Origin of the sequence: Acinetobacter sp. YH12070 (assembly GCF_013419625.1) — a bacterium.
Lineage (GTDB): Bacteria > Pseudomonadota > Gammaproteobacteria > Pseudomonadales > Moraxellaceae > Acinetobacter > Acinetobacter amyesii.
In genome coordinates this window covers 1-18,824 of sequence record NZ_VOZT01000036.1, presented here as the reverse complement: position 1 = coordinate 18,824, position 18,824 = coordinate 1, and the positions used below count along the sequence as shown (strand labels likewise).

The 18,824-nt window shown below is 40.2% G+C and carries 16 protein-coding genes, 2 tRNA genes and 1 pseudogene; 9 read left to right on the top strand and 10 right to left on the bottom strand.

Annotation, left to right across the window (positions count from 1 at the left end):
* Positions 1–18: 18 nt before the first annotated feature.
* The gene (locus FTU17_RS11475) at positions 19–312 is read left to right on the top strand and encodes a hypothetical protein (RefSeq protein WP_180135541.1); all 294 of its coding nucleotides are present in this window, start codon (positions 19–21) and stop codon (positions 310–312) included.
* A gap of 55 nt (positions 313–367) precedes the next feature.
* On the opposite strand, the gene FTU17_RS11470 is transcribed toward FTU17_RS11475, so the two are convergent.
* The 7 genes from FTU17_RS11470 to lldP form a co-directional block, all read right to left on the bottom strand.
* Entirely contained in the window at positions 368–580 is a 213-nt protein-coding gene (locus FTU17_RS11470; RefSeq protein WP_078189132.1) for a hypothetical protein, read from the bottom strand.
* A 702-nt stretch (positions 581–1,282) separates the two neighbouring features.
* A tRNA-Ser gene (locus FTU17_RS11465) sits at positions 1,283–1,372 on the bottom strand.
* 87 nt (positions 1,373–1,459) lie between these two features.
* Positions 1,460–3,496 (bottom strand): NADPH-dependent 2,4-dienoyl-CoA reductase, encoded by a 2,037-nt coding sequence (locus FTU17_RS11460; RefSeq protein ID WP_180074327.1) that lies wholly within the window; start codon positions 3,494–3,496, stop codon positions 1,460–1,462.
* A gap of 181 nt (positions 3,497–3,677) precedes the next feature.
* Positions 3,678–5,369 carry a D-lactate dehydrogenase gene (gene dld, locus FTU17_RS11455; RefSeq protein WP_180135548.1) on the bottom strand — a complete coding sequence of 564 codons (1,692 nt, stop codon included), beginning with the start codon at positions 5,367–5,369 and terminating at the stop codon, positions 3,678–3,680.
* 319 nt (positions 5,370–5,688) lie between these two features.
* A complete protein-coding gene (lldD, locus tag FTU17_RS11450) occupies positions 5,689–6,843 on the bottom strand; it encodes an FMN-dependent L-lactate dehydrogenase LldD (RefSeq protein ID WP_180004197.1) in 1,155 nt (384 codons plus the stop codon).
* Positions 6,844–6,845: 2 nt separating this feature from the next.
* Complete coding sequence (lldR, locus tag FTU17_RS11445) at positions 6,846–7,589, bottom strand: transcriptional regulator LldR (RefSeq protein WP_180004196.1); 744 nt, start codon at positions 7,587–7,589, stop codon at positions 6,846–6,848.
* A gap of 32 nt (positions 7,590–7,621) precedes the next feature.
* Positions 7,622–9,289 (bottom strand): L-lactate permease, encoded by a 1,668-nt coding sequence (gene lldP / locus FTU17_RS11440; protein ID WP_180041532.1) that lies wholly within the window; start codon positions 9,287–9,289, stop codon positions 7,622–7,624.
* A 619-nt stretch (positions 9,290–9,908) separates the two neighbouring features.
* On the opposite strand from lldP, the gene argG reads away from it, so the two are divergent.
* Positions 9,909–11,252, top strand: a complete 1,344-nt coding sequence (gene argG, locus FTU17_RS11435; protein ID WP_078192912.1) for an argininosuccinate synthase — start codon at positions 9,909–9,911, stop codon at positions 11,250–11,252.
* Positions 11,253–11,335: 83 nt separating this feature from the next.
* Here the strand turns inward: argG and FTU17_RS11430 are convergent, their stop codons facing one another.
* Entirely contained in the window at positions 11,336–12,592 is a 1,257-nt protein-coding gene (locus FTU17_RS11430; RefSeq protein ID WP_180135539.1) for a diguanylate cyclase, read from the bottom strand.
* 151 nt (positions 12,593–12,743) lie between these two features.
* On the opposite strand from FTU17_RS11430, the gene pyrC reads away from it, so the two are divergent.
* The 7 genes from pyrC to FTU17_RS11395 all read left to right on the top strand — a co-directional run bounded on the left by pyrC (position 12,744) and on the right by FTU17_RS11395 (position 17,850).
* Positions 12,744–13,778 (top strand): dihydroorotase, encoded by a 1,035-nt coding sequence (pyrC, locus tag FTU17_RS11425; RefSeq protein ID WP_111885770.1) that lies wholly within the window; start codon positions 12,744–12,746, stop codon positions 13,776–13,778.
* Positions 13,763–14,422, top strand: coding sequence for a ribonuclease T (gene rnt, locus FTU17_RS11420; RefSeq protein ID WP_078189149.1), 660 nt, complete (start codon positions 13,763–13,765; stop codon positions 14,420–14,422). The genes pyrC and rnt overlap by 16 nt, the downstream gene beginning before the upstream one ends.
* Before the next feature lie 20 nt (positions 14,423–14,442).
* Positions 14,443–14,518: transfer RNA gene (locus FTU17_RS11415), tRNA-Glu, on the top strand.
* 201 nt (positions 14,519–14,719) lie between these two features.
* The gene (locus FTU17_RS11410) at positions 14,720–15,625 is read left to right on the top strand and encodes a Plug domain-containing protein (protein WP_180135537.1); all 906 of its coding nucleotides are present in this window, start codon (positions 14,720–14,722) and stop codon (positions 15,623–15,625) included.
* A 202-nt stretch (positions 15,626–15,827) separates the two neighbouring features.
* Positions 15,828–16,076 carry a hypothetical protein gene (locus tag FTU17_RS11405; RefSeq protein WP_180135535.1) on the top strand — a complete coding sequence of 83 codons (249 nt, stop codon included), beginning with the start codon at positions 15,828–15,830 and terminating at the stop codon, positions 16,074–16,076.
* A 65-nt stretch (positions 16,077–16,141) separates the two neighbouring features.
* Entirely contained in the window at positions 16,142–16,294 is a 153-nt protein-coding gene (locus FTU17_RS11400) for a hypothetical protein (RefSeq protein ID WP_180135533.1), read from the top strand.
* Positions 16,295–16,422: 128 nt separating this feature from the next.
* Positions 16,423–17,850 carry an amino acid permease gene (locus FTU17_RS11395; RefSeq protein ID WP_180135531.1) on the top strand — a complete coding sequence of 476 codons (1,428 nt, stop codon included), beginning with the start codon at positions 16,423–16,425 and terminating at the stop codon, positions 17,848–17,850.
* Between the two features lie 156 nt (positions 17,851–18,006).
* On the opposite strand, the gene FTU17_RS11390 is transcribed toward FTU17_RS11395, so the two are convergent.
* Positions 18,007–18,639 carry a hypothetical protein gene (locus FTU17_RS11390; RefSeq protein WP_180135529.1) on the bottom strand — a complete coding sequence of 211 codons (633 nt, stop codon included), beginning with the start codon at positions 18,637–18,639 and terminating at the stop codon, positions 18,007–18,009.
* A gap of 74 nt (positions 18,640–18,713) precedes the next feature.
* Positions 18,714–18,824 (bottom strand): annotated as a pseudogene (locus FTU17_RS11385) (IS701 family transposase); the annotation flags it as partial.

The window sequence follows — 18,824 nt, the reverse complement described above, 5'->3', positions numbered from 1 at the left end:
TGACCATGGATAATAAAAATGAATTTAGCCAATTATTCTAATGATCAGGCACTCATCCTTTTCAACCTATATAGCAGCCTTGAACAATGTCTAGATGCGATTGGACATCTGCACCTTGGACCAAAACTGGTGCTGACCGATCATGATGTATCAAAAGATCATATGATCGTACAACGTTTTCAAGCTGGTGTTTTAACTCAAGAAATCCAAGTACGTAAACAAGACATTGAACTGTCTTCTAGCAACCCGATGACACGCTATCAGTTACTGTCTTATATTTTGAATCAATTTAAAGCAGATCAAATAGCTTAAAGTTCTATCTCTAAAAAAAAACTCACCATTAAGGTGAGTTTTTTATTCATTCAATTTAAGCTTCTAAAAGCTTGTAAATACTGTCCGATTTTTGACTTTCAAAAAGTAATTCGATACTGGGTAGGATGATTTCACCTGCAATAATGATATGTTCAATGCGATGAAACAGCGCTCTTGAATCTTCTTCTGAAGGATTACGCACCAAAGCTTGTGCTTCATAAACCTGACTAAATTGGTCCTTCACTTTAATATCGATCATCTGTGTCATAGTGACGTCTCTACTTGTTTTAATAATTGAATTTTTTATATCACACCTTTACGCAACAACCTGCTTTGTAAATGTTAGATTTCATGGCAATGTAAACTTATTTTACTTTAGTAAATATATATCAATAACATAGATTGACTATTTAATTATTGTTTGACAAAAACACTATATTTTCACATTTTGAAAGACATTAAAAAGCCCGCATTGCTGCGGGCTCTATGTTGGAAGGCTAGTGCTGATTTCTTGTCTGTAATATTCAAAAACATCTTAAATATTACTAAACTCAACGAGCTGTCATTGATCCGTCCAACCTATTAGTAGCGTCTTGCTTATGACCTACTGTGATTTAAATATAGCACTTTTTTATCCCTTGCCAAGGGGTCGTGACACTTCTAAACATTTGATCAAATAAAATACAATTGATATTTTTTCAAAATAAGCGATCATAGCTCTGCCCACTGATTGGGAGTGTTGTGAATAACTCAGCCATTAAATAAAATTCAATAATATCAATAAACCATTATTCTTTTTTCTTACTTTCAATTCAGCCTGTAAATACGCTGACATCAATACTTGACTTAATGCTATGCCTGAAATTCATTTCTGACATTATTAAAAACACTGGTATGTAATGACTACCATCTCCAATTTAAATCTAAGATAAAAAAAGCCCCTGTATCACTACAGGGGCTTTTTTGAATTTGGCGGAAGCGGTGAGATTCGAACTCACGGAGGACTCGCGCCCTCGTCGGTTTTCAAGACCGGTGCATTAAACCGCTCTGCCACGCTTCCATGTGCGCCATAATACGGAGGTTTTATTCATCTGACAAGTAAAAATTACAACTAAACCTTTCAAATGAATATTGTTTCGCCAAATCCTTAAAGTTTAGCCGCGAGCTCCGCACCTTCACGTATTGCGCGTTTCGCATCTAACTCTGCTGCTAGTTTTGCACCACCAATAATATGGTAATTGGCAAGGGTTTTCTCACCCTGTTCGGGCATCAAATGCTTTACCGATTCCTGACCTGCACAAACAACGATCGTATCTACACGTAATAATTGATCATGCCCTGCATGTTCAACCCAAAGCCCTTCATCACTAATGGCTTTGTATTGAACACCACGCAGCATACGAACCGCATTTTTCTTTAATTGTGCACGGTGTACCCAGCCTGATGTTTTACCTAACCCTGCACCGAGTGCAGTTGTTTTACGTTGTAATAAATAAATTTCTCGAACAGGAGGTTCGAGCTCAGCAGCCTGCATACCGCCTTCTGTTACATAGTTTGGATTTGGATCAACACCCCACTCCCGCTGCCAATCCGCTAAAGGCATTGGTTGTGGCTGATGTGGTGGTTTGAGTAAAAATTCAGATACATCAAAGCCAATGCCGCCTGCACCAATCACAGCAACTTTATTCCCCACAGCTGCGCCCTTCAGCACTTCTGCATAAGACAAGACATTCGGTGCATCACTACCTTCAATTTTTAAGCTGCGAGGAACCACACCAGTTGCAATAACAACTTCCTCAAACCCTTCACGTTCAAGTTGCTCACGGTTTACACGCGTGTTTAAACGCAAATCAACACCTGTTTTTTCGATTTGAACTTTAAAGTAGCGAATCGTTTCGTGAAATTCTTCTTTGCCGGGAACGACTTTCGCCAAATTAAATTGACCACCTACCTCTGCACCAGCTTCAAATAAAGTCACCGCATGGCCTCGGCTTGCTGCAACCGTTGCAGCAGACATCCCTGCCACGCCACCACCGACGACTGCAATACGCTTCGGTTTTTTGGTCTTTAAATAAACCAATTCAGTTTCATATGCCGCTCGTGGGTTGACCAAACACGTCGCACGCTGATTTTTAAAAGTATGATCTAAGCAGGCTTGGTTACAGGCAATACAGGTATTAATTTCATCGACACGGTTGGTCGCCGTTTTATTTACCCAAAATGGGTCTGCCAAGAATGGACGCGCCATTTGCACCATATCTGCCTTGCCTGAAGCCAAAATTTCTTCAGCTGTATCTGGCATATTGATACGGTTGGACGCAATGACAGGAATCGCAACATGTTTTTTGACTTCAGCGGTATAGTCCACAAACGCTGCGCGAGGCACTGAGGTCACAATTGTCGGAATACGTGCTTCATGCCAACCAATACCCGTGTTCAATAACGTCACACCCGCTGCTTCCAATGCTTTAGCAACAGTAATGACTTCTGCCATAGTGTTCCCATCATGAACCAAATCAAGCAATGACAAACGGAAGCAGATAATAAATTTCTCACCCACTTCAGCACGTATTGATTTCACAATATCAACCGCAAGGCGCATACGATTTTCAATTTCACCGCCCCAACGGTCTGTCCGTTGGTTGACATGACGGCTTAAAAACTGATTCAACAAGTAGCCTTCTGAACCCATAATTTCAACACCATCATAGCCGGCCTTATGTGCAAGACTTGCCGTTTTGACATAATCATCAATGGTTGAAAGAATTTGTTTGTCCGTTAATTGACGTGGTTTAAAAGGTGAAATCGGAGATTTAATCGGACTTGCTGACACTGCAAAAGGCTGATAGCCATAACGCCCAGCATGCAAAATTTGCATTAAAATTTTGGCACCATGCTTATGTACTGCATGGGTCACCAAGCGATGTGGAGCAATATCACCTAAAGTATTCATGGTACCGCCAGCAGGTAACAGCCAACCTTGGCGGTTTGGAGAAATACCGCCTGTAATAATCAGGCCGACACCACCTTTAGCACGCTCACCAAAATAAGCTGCCAATTTAGGATAGTTATAAAAACGATCTTCCAGCCCACTATGCATGGACCCCATCACGACACGGTTTTTAATCGTGGTAAAACCCAAATGTAAAGGCTTTAAAATATTTGCATAGCTAGTCGTTGTCATGCAGAATCCTTATTTTGGCTTTGCAACTTGTTGCATAACACTTTAGCGGTTTTTTTATATTTTGGGATGACAATTTAGAAAATATTCTTCGCTTTTATGGTCAATACCGTGTGACGCATAAATTATTCACTCATAAAAAAGCCGTGAACTATCACATCACGGCGTGTTGTTTTATAAAGCATTATTTCCAATGTTTCAGCTTACTGGTTTGTCCAATCCCGACATTAAAGCTATTGGTTGGATCCAGTTTTTGATAATGATTTTTTAATTCAGGCTTAGCAACATATAAATGGCCAACATTGTGTTCTGCAGGATATTCAGCGCCACGATCATCGAGTAAATGCCACATTGCATGTTCCATTGCCAAAGGATCTACACCTTTTTTCACAATATAATCTTGATGAAACACATGGCAGAGAAAATGTCCATAATAGAGTTTATGGATAATTTGCTCATCCATGGCTTTCGGTAAAGTTTCGACCCATTCACGATCATTGCGACGTAATGCAATATCCAGTGCAACAATGTCTTCCACTTCTGAACGATGCGTATCACGATAACGAATGGCAGCTCCTGCCACCGCAAAACGATGTAAAAATGCCTTACGACCTTCTTCATCCGTACATTTAAAATAATTGCCTGAGGTTTTATCTAAAAAATACGTTTTCAAATACGCATCAACTTGATCAACATCCTGATTTTCAATACGAATCATCAAATGATGTTCATATAAATCACGAAATTCATTCATACGTTTTGGCAAATGATTCGGCAAAAATTTAGTCACCAGCTGCAAGACTTTATCCGACAAACCTCGCAAGCCCAGTTTTTCTAAATAGCCATCGACTTTATCTTTCATGGCAAAAGCAGCAGGAACTTTTGCAGTGCCAAATTTTTCAATAAATACAAAAGAATCTTTGCCATATTCAGCCCCAATATCGTATGCCATGCGATGAATGTACTCACCCGCAATCGGGAGGCGTGCAAGATCTTTTAATAGAAAACGACGAATTTCTGTTAAATCATCTTGCGAATTGGTTCCCACATAAAACACCTGACTAGGAATTTTTTCAAAGGTATCTAAACGTACGGCAAAGACGCAGACTTTACCCGCTGAACCTGATGCTTCAAATAGTCGACTCGGATCTGCATTAAAACGTGCAGGTGTATTTTCATCGACTTGTTTAACATCATGTGAGTAGCGTTGATCTGATGCACAGCAACTAGAATTATTCACAATGTCATTGATTTGATAATTTTTATTTTCCAGCGCTGTGAGGATTTCTTCAGGCGTATTGCCAAGATTGACACCTAGATGATTGACCAACTCTAACTCACCTGACTCATTCACTTGTGCATACAGTGCAAGCTCTGTATAGGCAGGACCGCGGCGTACCAAAGCACCCCCTGAGTTATTGCATACACCGCCCAAAACCGATGCCCCAATACACGAAGAACCAATCACCGAATGAGGTTCACGATTATATGGCAGCAAATCTTTTTCAAGTTTGTCTAATGTCGCACCCGGTAGACAAATCACTTGCTTGCCTTCATTAATCACTTGGATGCCAACCAAACGACGTGTACTTATCAGCACCACAGGACGGTCATAGTCATCACCAAACGGCGTTGAACCACCTGTCAGACCTGTATTGGCGGCTTGCATAATCACAATACAATTTGCATCCACAGCCGCTTGCAGCACTTGCCATTGCTCAAGCAAAGAGCCCGGTGTAACCACAGCCAATACTTTTCCTGCACCGTAACGGCGACCTTGGCGGTATAAACGTGTGTCTTTATCTTCAGTTAAAACGTGTTGCTTACCGACGATGTTGATAAAGTTTTGAATGGTTTGTGATGATTGACTTTGCATGCTCGTAGAATTTTCCATTTTCATTATTTTCTCTCCTCGCTAAAGAGGAATTGCATTGTTATGCAATAAAAAATATTGATTTAAATAATTTAAACAACGTAGGTTTATTTGCACATATCAAAAGTTTTTAGTCATTGTTATTAAAATCTATAATGAATATCCCTTCTCCCTTTGGGATGAGTAGCAATGCTACACAAGAGGGTTAGGAGAATTATTCAATAAACACCTCTCCCTAACCCTCTCCTACAAGGAGAGGGAACTTTCATTTTTTAATTTTTTTTGATAACGAATAACTTTCCCAAGAGATCTATTCAAAAAATCACCCAGCCAACTCTTTCTCTAACTTCACCAAACAATCAGATGTAATATCCGCAATGGTTTTTGCACCAGTTAAGGTCATCGCAACACGCATTTCTTTATCAATCAGTTCTAGAAGATTGGAAACACCTTCACCACCCGCTGCACCGAGCGCATAAACAAACGCGCGACCGAGCATACAGGTATCCGCACCCAAAGCCAGCATACGCACCACATCTAAACCATTTCGAATACCTGAGTCCGCAAGAATTTTAATATCGCCTTTTACCGCATCTGCAATTGGCGGCAATGCACGCGCTGAAGATAAAACACCATCGAGCTGACGGCCACCATGGTTTGACACCACGATGCCATCTGCACCAAAACGCACAGCATCTTTGGCATCTTCAGGGTCAAGTATGCCTTTAATGACCATCGGGCCATCCCAAAATTCACGAATCCACTCAAGGTCTTTCCATGAAATAGAGGGATCAAAGTTATTGCCTAACCAGCCGATGTAATCTTCAAGCCCTGTTGGTTTACCCAAGTATTTAGAAATATTGCCCAAGTCATGCGGACGACCTAATAAACCCACATTCCACGCCCAGTGTGGGTGGAAACACGACTGCATATAACGGCGCATGGCTGCATTTGGACCACTCATCCCCGAGTGCGCATCACGGTAACGCGCGCCCGGAACAGGCATATCCACGGTAAACACTAAAGTTGAACAGCCTGCAGCTTTGGCACGTTCTAAGGCATTTTTCATAAAGCCACGGTCACGTAGCACATATAACTGAAACCACATGGGACGCTGAATCGCTGGCGACACCTCTTCAATAGGACATACTGAAACGGTAGACAGCGTAAATGGAATGCCCTTTTTATCTGCGGCTACTGCTGCTTGAACTTCGCCGCGGCGTGCATACATTCCCGTTAAACCCACAGGTGATAAAGCCACAGGCATTGATAAGGTTTCATTAAACAGTTGGGTTTCTAAACTCAGCTGTGACATGTCATTCAGCACACGTTGACGCAACGCTATTTTTGATAAATCTTCTACATTACGCTTTAAGGTATATTCGGCATACGCCCCGCCATCGATGTAATGAAATAAAAATGGCGGTAAACGACGACGTGCCGCTTCACGATAGTCATTGGCAGAAGAAATAATCATGCTTATATCCTGTTTAATCGACTGGCACGCTGACGACGAGCTTCTTCTTCATCAATCATGCGCACCTGTTGTACTACAAACTCAATGTGTCCACAGACTGCTTTACGTGCAGCTTCAGGATCACGACGTTCAATTGCATTCATGACTTGGAAGTGCTGATCATGCAATTGATCAAATCGGTGTGCTTCGCTATAAACTTTTCGACGACCTAAAACGACATTAAATTGCAACAGATCAAATAGACCACGCATCATCTGAATCAACACTAAATTATGTGATGCTTCAGCAATTGCTAAATGAAATTTGGCATCTGCACGCGCTGCTTCATCGTCATTGCCTAAAGCCTGAAAATGATTGATCTGATCATAATAATGTCGGATATGTGCCAAGTCCTCTGCTGTAGCACGTTGTGCCGCATACCATGCAGTACCACCTTCTAAAATAATGCGCGCCTCTTGCACATCAAAACGGTAGGCAGGGTCTTCACTAATCAAACTGCTGATGGGCTGCACAATTTGATAACTCGACCAAGTCGCTGGTAATTGCTTTAAAAACGTCCCCGCACCCACTTTACTGACCAACACGCCCATGCTAGTCAATTGAGAAATCGCCTCGCGTAAAGAGGTGCGTGAGACGCCAAGTTGTTCACACAATTTCCGTTCAGCAGGCAGACGATCTCCAACTTGCATATTGCTTTGTTCAATCAATACACGAAGACTTTGAACAGTTTTATCAGAGACTTTCATCTGCTTTCCTTAACGTTGTTACACAATTCGTGTTATGGAATCATCCAAGGGAACACATAAGCTTGTAGGGTGATTAAAATCCCCATCATGATTGTGAACGTTATACTGTGTTTTACGGTAAAACGGAATAAATCCGACTCTTTACCTACCAACCCGACTGCCGCACATGCAATTGCAATTGACTGTGGTGAAATCATTTTCCCTGTCACACCGCCACTGGTATTAGCAGCAACGAGTAATACTTCTGGCACACCGATTTGTTGTGCAGTAGTCGCCTGCAATGCTGCAAATAGCGCATTGGCTGACGTATCTGAACCCGTGAGGAATACACCAAGCCATCCTAAAAATGGCGAGAAGAAGGTAAAGGCTTGACCTGTATGTGCAAGGGCCAAAGCCAAGGTCGAAGACATACCTGAATAGTTGGCGATAAAAGCAAAAGACAACACCATCCCAATCGAATAAATTGGAATTTTTAATTCATTAATGGTTTCACCAAAGGTCACAATCGCGTCTTTCGGCTTCATTTTTAAGAAAATAATGGTAATGATCGCAGCAATGACAATTGCCGTACCTGTTGCCGAAAACCAATCAAATTTATAGATGGCATCGTAGTCCTTCATTTCAGGTACGACTGGCGGCATCTTTTGAACCAATTGGTGTAAGAATGGCACTTTGATCGAAATAACCAAATCATGTAAAGCACCGTCTTTGGTAAATAAATCCTTAAACGGTTTAATACTCCAGATCGTGACCATCACCGTTAAGATCGCAAATGGCGACCACGCTTTTGCAATTTGACCCAAGCTATATTTTTGCTGTTTTTGTGCAGCAACATCTTCACTCATCGCCGCATCTTGATCTGCAAAGCGGAAAATATGTTTAGGCTGCCAATATTTAAATAAAATCGTTAATGACACTAAAGAGGCAATCGCCGCGGTAATATCGGGTAATTCAGGACCGACAAAGTTCGACGTTAGATACTGTGCAATCGCAAAGCTACTCGCCCCAACCACAACCGCAGGCCAAGTTTCCTTCACACCGCGCCAGCCATCCATAATCGCCATAATCCAAAACAGTACAATCGGCACCATAAATGGCAACTGTCGACCAACCATCTGACTGATTTCCATCGTATCTACACCAGACACTTGTCCAGCAACGATAATTGGAATACCCATCGCACCAAAAGCCACTGGCGCTGTATTTACGATCAGACAAAGACCTGCCGCATATAAAGGTTTAAAGCCTAAACCTACCAATAGTGCTGCGGTAATCGCCACAGGAGCACCAAAGCCCGCAGCACCTTCTAGGAAAGTACCGAAAGCAAAGCCGACTAATAGCATCTGTAAACGTTGATCTTCAGTAATGGAAAGTATCGAAGAACGGATGATGTCAAACTGCCCTGTTTTGACTGAGATTTTATACAGGAACACCGCACCAATAATGATCCATGCGATCGGCCATAAACCATAGAAAAAACCGTAGACCATCGAAGCCAATGCCATAAGCGCAGGCATGTCATAGGCAAATAAAGACACCAACAGTGCCAGTACAACGGTGATCGTACCTGCCACACTGCCTTTTAAACGAAATACAGCAAGCGCCAAGAAAAAAAAGATAATCGGAATGAGCGCAATTAAACTTGATATCCATATATTCCCCATTGGGTCATATATTTGCTGCCATTGAAGCATTGTCATCTCCTTGAAATGCTTACTAAGATTTAATTATTGAGCAATATCAGCATGTGGTCTTTTTATCATTGGTATGACCAATATAAATATTAAACACATAAAAACTCATACTATTGCTGAAATACTCCGCAATTTTTAATTATTTCAACTCAATCATTCAAGCTTTTCTTGTTTTTGGTATGACCAATATAAAATACAAAAACATTATTTTTCCGTTTAAAAACCTCCATATCAACTTTTAAATATCTGTTTTGTATTTATTATTTACAACTAAACTTTATAAAATATACTTTAGTCTAATAACCACGCTTTGTTTGACCTCAGTCTCATTTCAATGAAAAGCATAAAAACCAAATTAACCCAATAATGGTATGACCATTAATTTAAATCAAATAGATTTCTTTATATTTACATCCTATTCCATTCAGAAAACGCATTTTCCGCCCGCAAAAACTGGATGAAGTATTCACCAATAGATTTCAACGATCATTTTTTTCCACCTCATCGCTTGTATCTCATGATTTTTTAGAAAAACCCCGCAGAAAAGTGCTACAATCATGCACATATATGTATTCTTTCAGGCCACCCATTCTCGGTGCCTATATTTATATCGTTAGGATTAACAATGACTGATAATGCAACTATCTTGCAGAATGTCCCAGTTGGCAAAAAAGTTGGTATTGCCTTCTCTGGTGGTCTAGATACTTCAGCTGCGCTTTTGTGGATGAAACAAAAAGGTGCAGAACCTTATGCTTACACAGCAAACTTAGGTCAACCTGATGAAGACGACTACGATGCGATTCCAAAAAAAGCGGAAGCGTATGGCGCAGTTAAAGCTCGCTTAGTTGATTGTCGTTTACAACTTGCATTAGAAGGTATTGCGGCTATTCAATGTGGCGCTTTCCATATTTCAACTGGTGGTATGCCTTACTTCAACACGACTCCTCTTGGTCGTGCAGTTACAGGTACGATGCTTGTAACCGCAATGAAAGAAGATGACGTAAACATCTGGGGTGACGGTTCGACTTATAAAGGTAACGACATTGAACGTTTCTACCGTTATGGTCTATTGACTAACCCAGCACTTAAAATTTACAAACCGTGGTTAGACCAAACCTTTATTGACGAATTAGGTGGCCGTGCAGAAATGTCACAGTTCCTAATCGACAACGGTTTTGACTACAAAATGTCAAAAGAGAAAGCGTACTCAACTGACTCAAACATGTTAGGTGCGACTCACGAAGCAAAAGATCTTGAATACCTTAATGCGGGTATCAAAATCGTAGACCCAATCATGGGCGTTGCGTTCTGGAAAGATGACGTAGAAGTAAAAGCTGAAGAAGTTTCTGTAACTTTCGAAGAAGGCTTCCCTGTTGCATTAAATGGCAAACGCATCGAAAACCCAGTTGAGTTCATTCTTGAAGCTAACCGTATCGGTGGTCGTCATGGTCTAGGTATGTCTGACCAAATCGAAAACCGTATCATCGAAGCAAAATCTCGTGGTATCTACGAAGCTCCGGGTATGGCACTTCTTCATATTGCTTATGAGCGTTTAGTGACTGGTATCCACAACGAAGACACCATCGAACAATACCGTATTAACGGTCTGCGTTTAGGTCGTCTTCTTTACCAAGGTCGTTGGTTCGATTCTCAATCATTAATGCTTCGTGAAACTGCTCAGCGTTGGGTTGCTAAAGCAATCACTGGTACTGTGACTTTAGAACTTCGTCGTGGTAATGACTACACTATTCTAAACACTGAATCTCCTAACCTCACTTATGAAGCTGAGCGTTTAACTATGGAGAAAGGTGACTCTATGTTTAGTCCTGCTGACCGTATCGGTCAATTGACTATGCGTAACCTAGATATCACAGATACTCGCGCTAAATTAGGCATCTACACAAACTCTGGCTTACTTGCAGTAGGTACAGGTTCTGCAGTGCCTCAATTAAAAGACAAAAACAAATAAGATTTGTTGGGTCATAAAAAAACCGCGCATTTTGCGCGGTTTTTTATTGCCGATTTCAGAGAATTTCTCAATTTTATTAAACATTAAGCCACATGCGCTGAACGAATCGATTGATAGTAAATTTGATTCCGTCCGAGTTGTTTTGCACGATATAAAGCCTGATCGGCAATATTTAACAGTTCATCCTTCGTCATATTTTCAGCACGATATACCGTAATACCCAAACTAATAGTGACGTGATTTGAAACCTGTGATTTGGCATGTGGAATTTCTAAACGATCGATTGCTTTATAAATATTTGACGCTACCGCATAAGCACCATGCGCATCGGTTTCAGGCAATAAAACCACAAATTCTTCACCACCATATCGCGCTACAAAATCCATATGTCGAATGGCGTTTTTAATGGTTTTGGCAATGGTTGAAATTACATCATCGCCTTTTTGATGACCGTAGAAATCGTTATAGTTTTTAAAATGATCGACATCGATAAACAACACAGCGAGCGAGGTGTTATTACGTCGAGATTGCTCATAAAAGGTATCGAGCATTTCATCAAAAGTACGTCGGTTGGAAATCTTAGTTAATTCATCATGCTGACTTAAATGTAAAAGCTCTGTGGTATGAATACGATGGATTTTTTCACTAATATCCGCGCGCAGCATATTCAAAAAAATCATCCTTTCACGCGCACAGAGCATCTTACTGATTGCAAAACCCAATACACAGCTTCCAATCAGTACACGCCCCAACACCATCATATCAAATTTCACTTCTAATGAAAAAAGCATCAACATGGTGACCACAGCAGCCAATAATCCAGACATCAACATTTGGACTGGTTTAACCCCCGTCAAAATATAGCTCAAGATGTAAATCATACAAAGGATCATCATGGCCTGATGTTTAAGTGCTTCGGTATACACGGTCATGGTGAGCCAAGACATTGAAATAACAGCCCAAAACACCACAAACATACTGGCAAGTGAAAAATAAGGCTTCAGACGGTCGTAACGGGCAAAGGTATATAAAGCCAAAAGACACAGCGCACCATTGAGCTGACCAAGCAAACAACGAATAAAATCATGCACAAAATGCTGTTGATTAATTATCCAGTAATCTCCGGGAATGATCAGCATCGTGAGCACAAAGTAGATCAACACTCCCATCCAAAAAAAATGACGTATGTTGGTTTGCGCACGATCGAGGCTTAAAGTCCAAAATTGAGTTTCCAGTTTTTTAGGAAACATTTCCCCTACACGACGAGTTTGCCGTGTAATCAGTTCCTCTATTTTTTCTTTATCGTATTGCAACTTTGCAAGGTTATACTTGTATTCCATTTCCAAGCATTTATCTAATTCTTTTAGTCATTTAAAAATACCACAGTTTTATTCTTTATTTATATCTGTTCAGTCATTTGTACATAAATCTCGTTACCATTTTCACATTATTTGCATTATCATTTGTTTTATTTCCAAGCTTGGAATCGCTGTGAATACGATTACTCTTCTTCAGCCAGATGATTGGCATGCACATTTACGTGACGGCCTAGCCCTAAAGCGTACAGTTCCTGATTTAGCACAACAATTCTCTCGCGCGATTTGTATGCCAAATACCGTACCACCGGTAAAAACCGTTGAAGAAGCAAATGCATACCGTGAACGTATCATGGCACATGTTCCTGAAGGCGTTCACTTTGACCCGCGCATGGTGCTCTATTTCACAGACAACACACCTGCAAGTGAAGTTAAAAAAATTAAAGAATCTGAGCATGTTAATGCCATCAAGCTCTATCCAGCAGGTGCAACCACGAACTCGGACAGTGGTGTCAGCGATATTAGTAAAGTCTATGGTGTGATTGAGCAGCTCGAAGAACACCAAGTACCATTACTGTTACATGGTGAAGTGACCCACAACCATGTGGATATTTTTGACCGTGAAAAACGTTTCCTAGATGAAGTGCTTTCTCCACTGTTAAAACAGTTCCCTAAATTAAAATTGGTGCTAGAACACATCACTACTAGTGAAGCTGCGCATTTTGTATTAGAACAAGACCGTAATGTCGCTGCGACAATCACACCGCAACATTTATTGTTTAACCGTAATGATATGTTGGTGGGTGGTATTAAACCGCATTTCTATTGCCTACCGATTTTAAAACGCCAAACCCATCAGCAAACATTGCTCGAAGTTGCGACCAGTGCAAACCCTAAATTTTTCTTAGGTACAGACAGTGCGCCTCACTCAAAAAATGCTAAAGAAAATGCATGTGGCTGTGCAGGATGTTATAGTGCACCAACAGCAATTGAGCTATACGCTCAAGCATTTGATCAAGTCGGTAAAATCGACCGTTTAGAAGGTTTTGCAAGCCACTTTGGTGCAGACTTCTACGGACTCCCTCGAAATACCAATACCATTACCTTGGTAAAAGAAGATCAAGTGATCCCTGAAAGTTTAGACTATTTGGATGGCGAAAAAATTATTCCGTTGTATGCGGGTAAGACCATCCAATGGAGAAAAGTGTGACAGATGAAACTCGACCAGTCATTGGTCAACGTTTCCGTGGATTCCTACCTGTTGTTGTCGATGTCGAAACAGCAGGTTTTAATTCACAGACCGATGCCTTACTGGAAATTGCAGCTATTCCTATTGTGTATGATGCAGAAGGTAATTTTGTACCGGGTGAAGCCCACCATGCACATATCAATCCGTTTGAAGGTGCCAACCTTGACCGTCGTTCACTGGATTTTATTGGTGTAGATCCATTTAATCCGATGCGTATGGCCATGGCTGAAGATGAAAAATCAGCATTAAAGCGTATCTTCAAAGCAGTAAATGAAGTACGTCGCCAACAGAACTGCACACACGCGGTTTTAGTGGGTCATAATGCCCATTTTGACTTAGGTTTTGTACAGGCAGCTATTGCACGTACAGGGACAAAAAATCAAAATCCTTTCCATAGTTTTTCCGTATTCGATACAGTGACTTTGAGCGCTGTAATGTTTGGACAAACTGTGCTGGCAAAATCATGTATTCAGGCAGGTATTGAGTTTGATGGCAAAGAAGCACACTCTGCACTTTACGATACTCAGAAGACCGCTGAACTGTTCTGTTATATTTTGAACAAACTCGGCCCTCACCTACTTGACACTATGATGGCGGATCAATAAGATACCGCCATCTTCTAAACGTCCCTATCGTCTAGAGGCCTAGGACATCGCCCTTTCACGGCGGTAACCGGGGTTCGAATCCCCGTAGGGACGCCAATTCTTATTCAGACTTTCTCCAAGCTGATTATTCAAGTCTATTGAATACACATCACCATCTCTTCTGATTATTCAAAATTTTCATTGAATTCGCTGTGTATTAAAAAATCACTTATTGCAAATAATTCTCATTTCTATTGATTATTTTTATAAAGTTAATGATAATCGCTATCGTTTTTATCTGCATAATTGTTGACAGCCATGCGCTTTGCCTATTCTCCCCTCAATCTCGCAATTTTGACTGCTTTAGCATCTCAAGCTTATGCTAATGAAATTGATACAACTCAATTTATTCAAAGCAATAATATCAAAATGTCGCCGATTGAAGTTGAAGTCAAAGCCAAGCAAGAAGTAGGTACAACCGTCTACTCCAAAGAAGATTTAGAAAAAACGCCGAATAGTTCGAAAAATATCACAGACTTTTTAAAAGTTAATCCAAATGTGCAGTTTAGCCGTGAACAACGTTCTGCAGATTCACAGGCTGAGCTACGACCATCCGAGATATCTATTAATGGCGCGCAAACTTACCGAAATAAATTTGTAATTAACGGCGTCAATACCACCAATAACCTTGACCCTCTGGCAAGCGGCAACTCCTATTCAGGCAAGCTTGATGGTGGCTCACAAGGGATGGCCCTAAATACCGATTTAATTTGTAAATTAGAATTGATCGATAGTAATGTTTCTGCAGCATACGGCGAATTTACAGGTGGTGTAGTTAATGCTGAAATTTGTACCCCAAATACTGAAATTGGCAAAATCCACGGCTCCGTTACTTACGACTACACGGAAAGTGATTGGTCACGTTATCATTTTACCGATGAAGAAGAAGCTGCAGAGTTTGAAGATCCAACATCATCAAATAATAAAGAATATAAAAAACACGGCTTAAGCCTGAATCTATACAGCAAACTCTCTGAACAATGGGGCATCAATAGTTATGCCTCTAAACGTGAATCCATCGTTCCAGTAATGAGTGGTTTAGAAGATCGCAGTAAAGTCAAAAGCGAGCGTATTAATATCAACTTAGGGACTACCCTTTTTTACACACCTTCGGACACATCTTATACTTCCACTTCAAGATATCAAGCGACTGATTGCTGCTGATTGCAAACCCAGCTCAAACGATGTCACTTTTAACACCATCAATAGGATTTTAAAAAATGGCGATGGTTCTATTAATGAACAAGAAATTATTGCCAAATTAGAATTTTATAATGCATTAGGATTATTAAAAACACATCAAACATACGGCCGTGGCTATCGTGCAGAAACATATAATTTACTCTACAAAGCCGCCGGTTTTGGTTTGCCTGATGTTTTTGATTATCTCCTGAATATTGGACTCACAGTTAAATATACCGATGGTAACTTACTAAATACACATTTTGATGGTCGCTCCCCACAACTCGCGTTAACCCAAAAAATTTTAAAACTGGGTGTCAAACCAAATGCCTCAACCATCAAAATCATGCAACAACGGAACTTTAAACAACTCTACCCTGACATTTACCAAGTCATCCTGTCTAATCTAGAACAGAAAAACCGTAAACTTTAATTAATTACAGCCTGACTGGTTTTGTTTATACTTCAGCTTGATCTATTTTGATGTAAGAACACCCTATGTTTAAAAAGTTGCTCTTGGTTTTAGCCATCTTATTTCCATCTGCACTCTATCTGTATATTGTGAGTCGTGATGACACCAAAGCCCCTGTAACCGAACAAACTCAAGTACCTGCAACCTCCGAAGCCGAATATCAAACTCCTGACCATTAATCTAATGGTCAGTGCTAAAGATTTAAATTTTAGATCAGTATTATCACATTATAAGAAAAATTCGATTTATCAATCATTTCACTGCATTCAATCATAAAATATACCTTTCGTTCAATTTTCTTTTCACTATGCAATCTCCCTCTGAACCTTCGCAACATTCGTCTGCTGAAGGTAAAAGTCCATCGCTTAAACGTGCGATGACGACTCGACACCTTGTGATGCTCTCACTTGGTGGTGCAATTGGTACTGGTTTGTTTATGGGTTCAGGTGAAGTTATTTCACAAGCTGGACCTTTAGGTGCTGTACTTGCCTATATTATTGGCGGTCTGATTGCCTACATGGTTATGCTCTGTTTGGGTGAGCTTGCCGTACATTTACCTGTTTCTGGCTCTTTTGGTGCTTTTGCAACAAATTATATTGGCCCGGGTACCGGTTATATGGTGTCTTGGATGTACTGGTTGGGCTGGTCTGCCACCTTAGGTACAGAATTTACTGCGGCGGCTATTTTGATGCAGGAATGGTTTCCACAAACCTCTATTTGGTTATGGACACTGATCTTTGCTGCTGGTGTACTGATTTCTAATCTAAGTTCTACACGCGCATTCGCAGAGTCAGAATTTTGGTTATCCATGGTGAAAGTTGCAACAGTATTGATTTTCATCATCCTTGGTTTTGCCTGCATCTTTGGTTTCGTGCCTTTCCAAGGCTATGAATCAGCTCCAATGTTCCACAATTTGACTGAACATGGTTGGCTGCCAAATGGTTTGTTCCCACTGTTTGCCACATTATTGATTGTGAACTTTGCCTTTAATGGTACAGAAATGATTGGTATCGCTGCAGGTGAAACTGAAAACCCTGAAAAGAATGTGCCTAAAGCCATTCATGCTGCGGTATGGCGCTTAATCATTTTCTTTGTCGGCACTATTATCGTCATCAGTTCACTGTTGACCTATACCGATGCAGGTTTAAATGTCGGCGGACATGGCGGCTTAAGTAGTAGCCCATTCGTTTCCGTATTTAACCTGATGGGCATTCCCTATGCAGAAGACTTAATTCGTTTCGTCATTATTACGGCTTTACTCTCTACAGCTAACTCTGGTTTATATGCTGCATCACGTATGATGTGGGCGCTGTCTGCACAAAAACAATTACCACGTGCTTTCGGAAAATTAAGCAAAACTGGTGTGCCTTATATTGCTGTATTGGTCACTATGATCGGTGGTTTACCGGGTCTATTGTCAGAACAATTTGGCGCAGATGTGATCTTCAAAAACTTGATGGGGATTGCCGCTTTCACCATGGTGATCGTGTGGATGAGTATTTGCTGGAGTCAATTTAACTTCCGTCGCCAATGGCTGAAACAAGGTCATAGCGTGTCAGAACTTAAATTCCGTACACCATGGTTCCCGCTGGTTCCAATTCTTGGCTTTGTCTGCTGTACCGCAACAGGTTTAAGTATGGCTGCAGATCCTGAAATGCTTTCAGGCTTTATTGGCTGTCTGATCTTTATGGCGGCGTGTTATGCAGGTTATTATTGGTTATATCACGATAAATAAAATAGTTAAGGTGGCTCATTAGCCACCTTTTTTTATGAAACTATTTCTCTTCCCTATGAGAGAAAAATTAGGGTTTCCATATAAATTCAAAAATGATTTGTGGGAGCAGTTTAATCCACAAAAACCACTGTACAAATTATAATTTAAAGAAATAGTTCAACTGCTTTTCGTCAATGAGTTTTTATCCTCGCTCAACACCAAGATATAATCCCATACTTTCAACTCTAATGAGTCCTTTTCGGATTTTGCCCCTTTAGAAACATTAGCTAAAAGACACGCAGCTACTATTGCTAGAAATATTTGGATAGATACTCTCAAACTTGTATTAGATATTAATGATACAAAAGTAAAGTTAAAAACTATTAATGAAAGTGGCAAAAGCACCCGACTTGAATTCATCTGTTTTTTAAATTCAGGAAAATCACGATTAATAACCAATAAATCTTGTTTGTCTTTACTCCACAACATTGGCTCAAAACATACATCCAATTTTTTTTCTAATTTTTCAAGTTCTACATCATCACTAGACAACTGATATCTTCGAACCTTTAAGATTAAATATAATTTAAAAAAGCTCTGGATATCTAAAAAATAATGAGAATCATCTAAAGATTTAAGGTGATTGTACGTAATTCTACTTTCCCCATCTAAATCCCTAAATAAAAGTTCATCAATAATTCTTTCAAACTCTGATTTACTAATATACGAAGAAAAATTATTTGTATAAATTTCAAACCAATGCAAATAATTCAATAAAACTATATAGAATCTTTCATGGACTTTGCCCACATTAAATTGATTGATTTCAAATAAAATTCCAGAAATAAACTCATTAAAATTATTTTTCTAGGACTTACGCACTATTATTTAAAGATTCTCTGTGGTAGCAGATGATTTTTATCGAGAATAAAGTCATCAATGAAGCTTTTGATAATTGGTCTAAATAATTTCTTCTGCCAACGATATACATTTTC

Excerpts from the sequence above, each read along its gene's own strand:
- FTU17_RS11475 (WP_180135541.1), top strand. The coding sequence starts at position 19 with ATGAATTTAGCCAATTATTCTAATGATCAGGCACTCATCCTTTTCAAC.
- FTU17_RS11470 (WP_078189132.1), bottom strand. The coding sequence starts at position 580 with ATGACACAGATGATCGATATTAAAGTGAAGGACCAATTTAGTCAGGTT.
- FTU17_RS11460 (WP_180074327.1), bottom strand. The coding sequence starts at position 3,496 with ATGACAACGACTAGCTATGCAAATATTTTAAAGCCTTTACATTTGGGT.
- dld (WP_180135548.1), bottom strand. The coding sequence starts at position 5,369 with ATGCAAAGTCAATCATCACAAACCATTCAAAACTTTATCAACATCGTC.
- lldD (WP_180004197.1), bottom strand. The coding sequence starts at position 6,843 with ATGATTATTTCTTCTGCCAATGACTATCGTGAAGCGGCACGTCGTCGT.
- lldR (WP_180004196.1), bottom strand. The coding sequence starts at position 7,589 with ATGAAAGTCTCTGATAAAACTGTTCAAAGTCTTCGTGTATTGATTGAA.
- lldP (WP_180041532.1), bottom strand. The coding sequence starts at position 9,289 with ATGACAATGCTTCAATGGCAGCAAATATATGACCCAATGGGGAATATA.
- argG (WP_078192912.1), top strand. The coding sequence starts at position 9,909 with ATGACTGATAATGCAACTATCTTGCAGAATGTCCCAGTTGGCAAAAAA.
- FTU17_RS11430 (WP_180135539.1), bottom strand. The coding sequence starts at position 12,592 with ATGGAATACAAGTATAACCTTGCAAAGTTGCAATACGATAAAGAAAAA.
- rnt (WP_078189149.1), top strand. The coding sequence starts at position 13,763 with ATGGAGAAAAGTGTGACAGATGAAACTCGACCAGTCATTGGTCAACGT.
- FTU17_RS11410 (WP_180135537.1), top strand. The coding sequence starts at position 14,720 with ATGCGCTTTGCCTATTCTCCCCTCAATCTCGCAATTTTGACTGCTTTA.
- FTU17_RS11400 (WP_180135533.1), top strand. The coding sequence starts at position 16,142 with ATGTTTAAAAAGTTGCTCTTGGTTTTAGCCATCTTATTTCCATCTGCA.
- FTU17_RS11395 (WP_180135531.1), top strand. The coding sequence starts at position 16,423 with ATGCAATCTCCCTCTGAACCTTCGCAACATTCGTCTGCTGAAGGTAAA.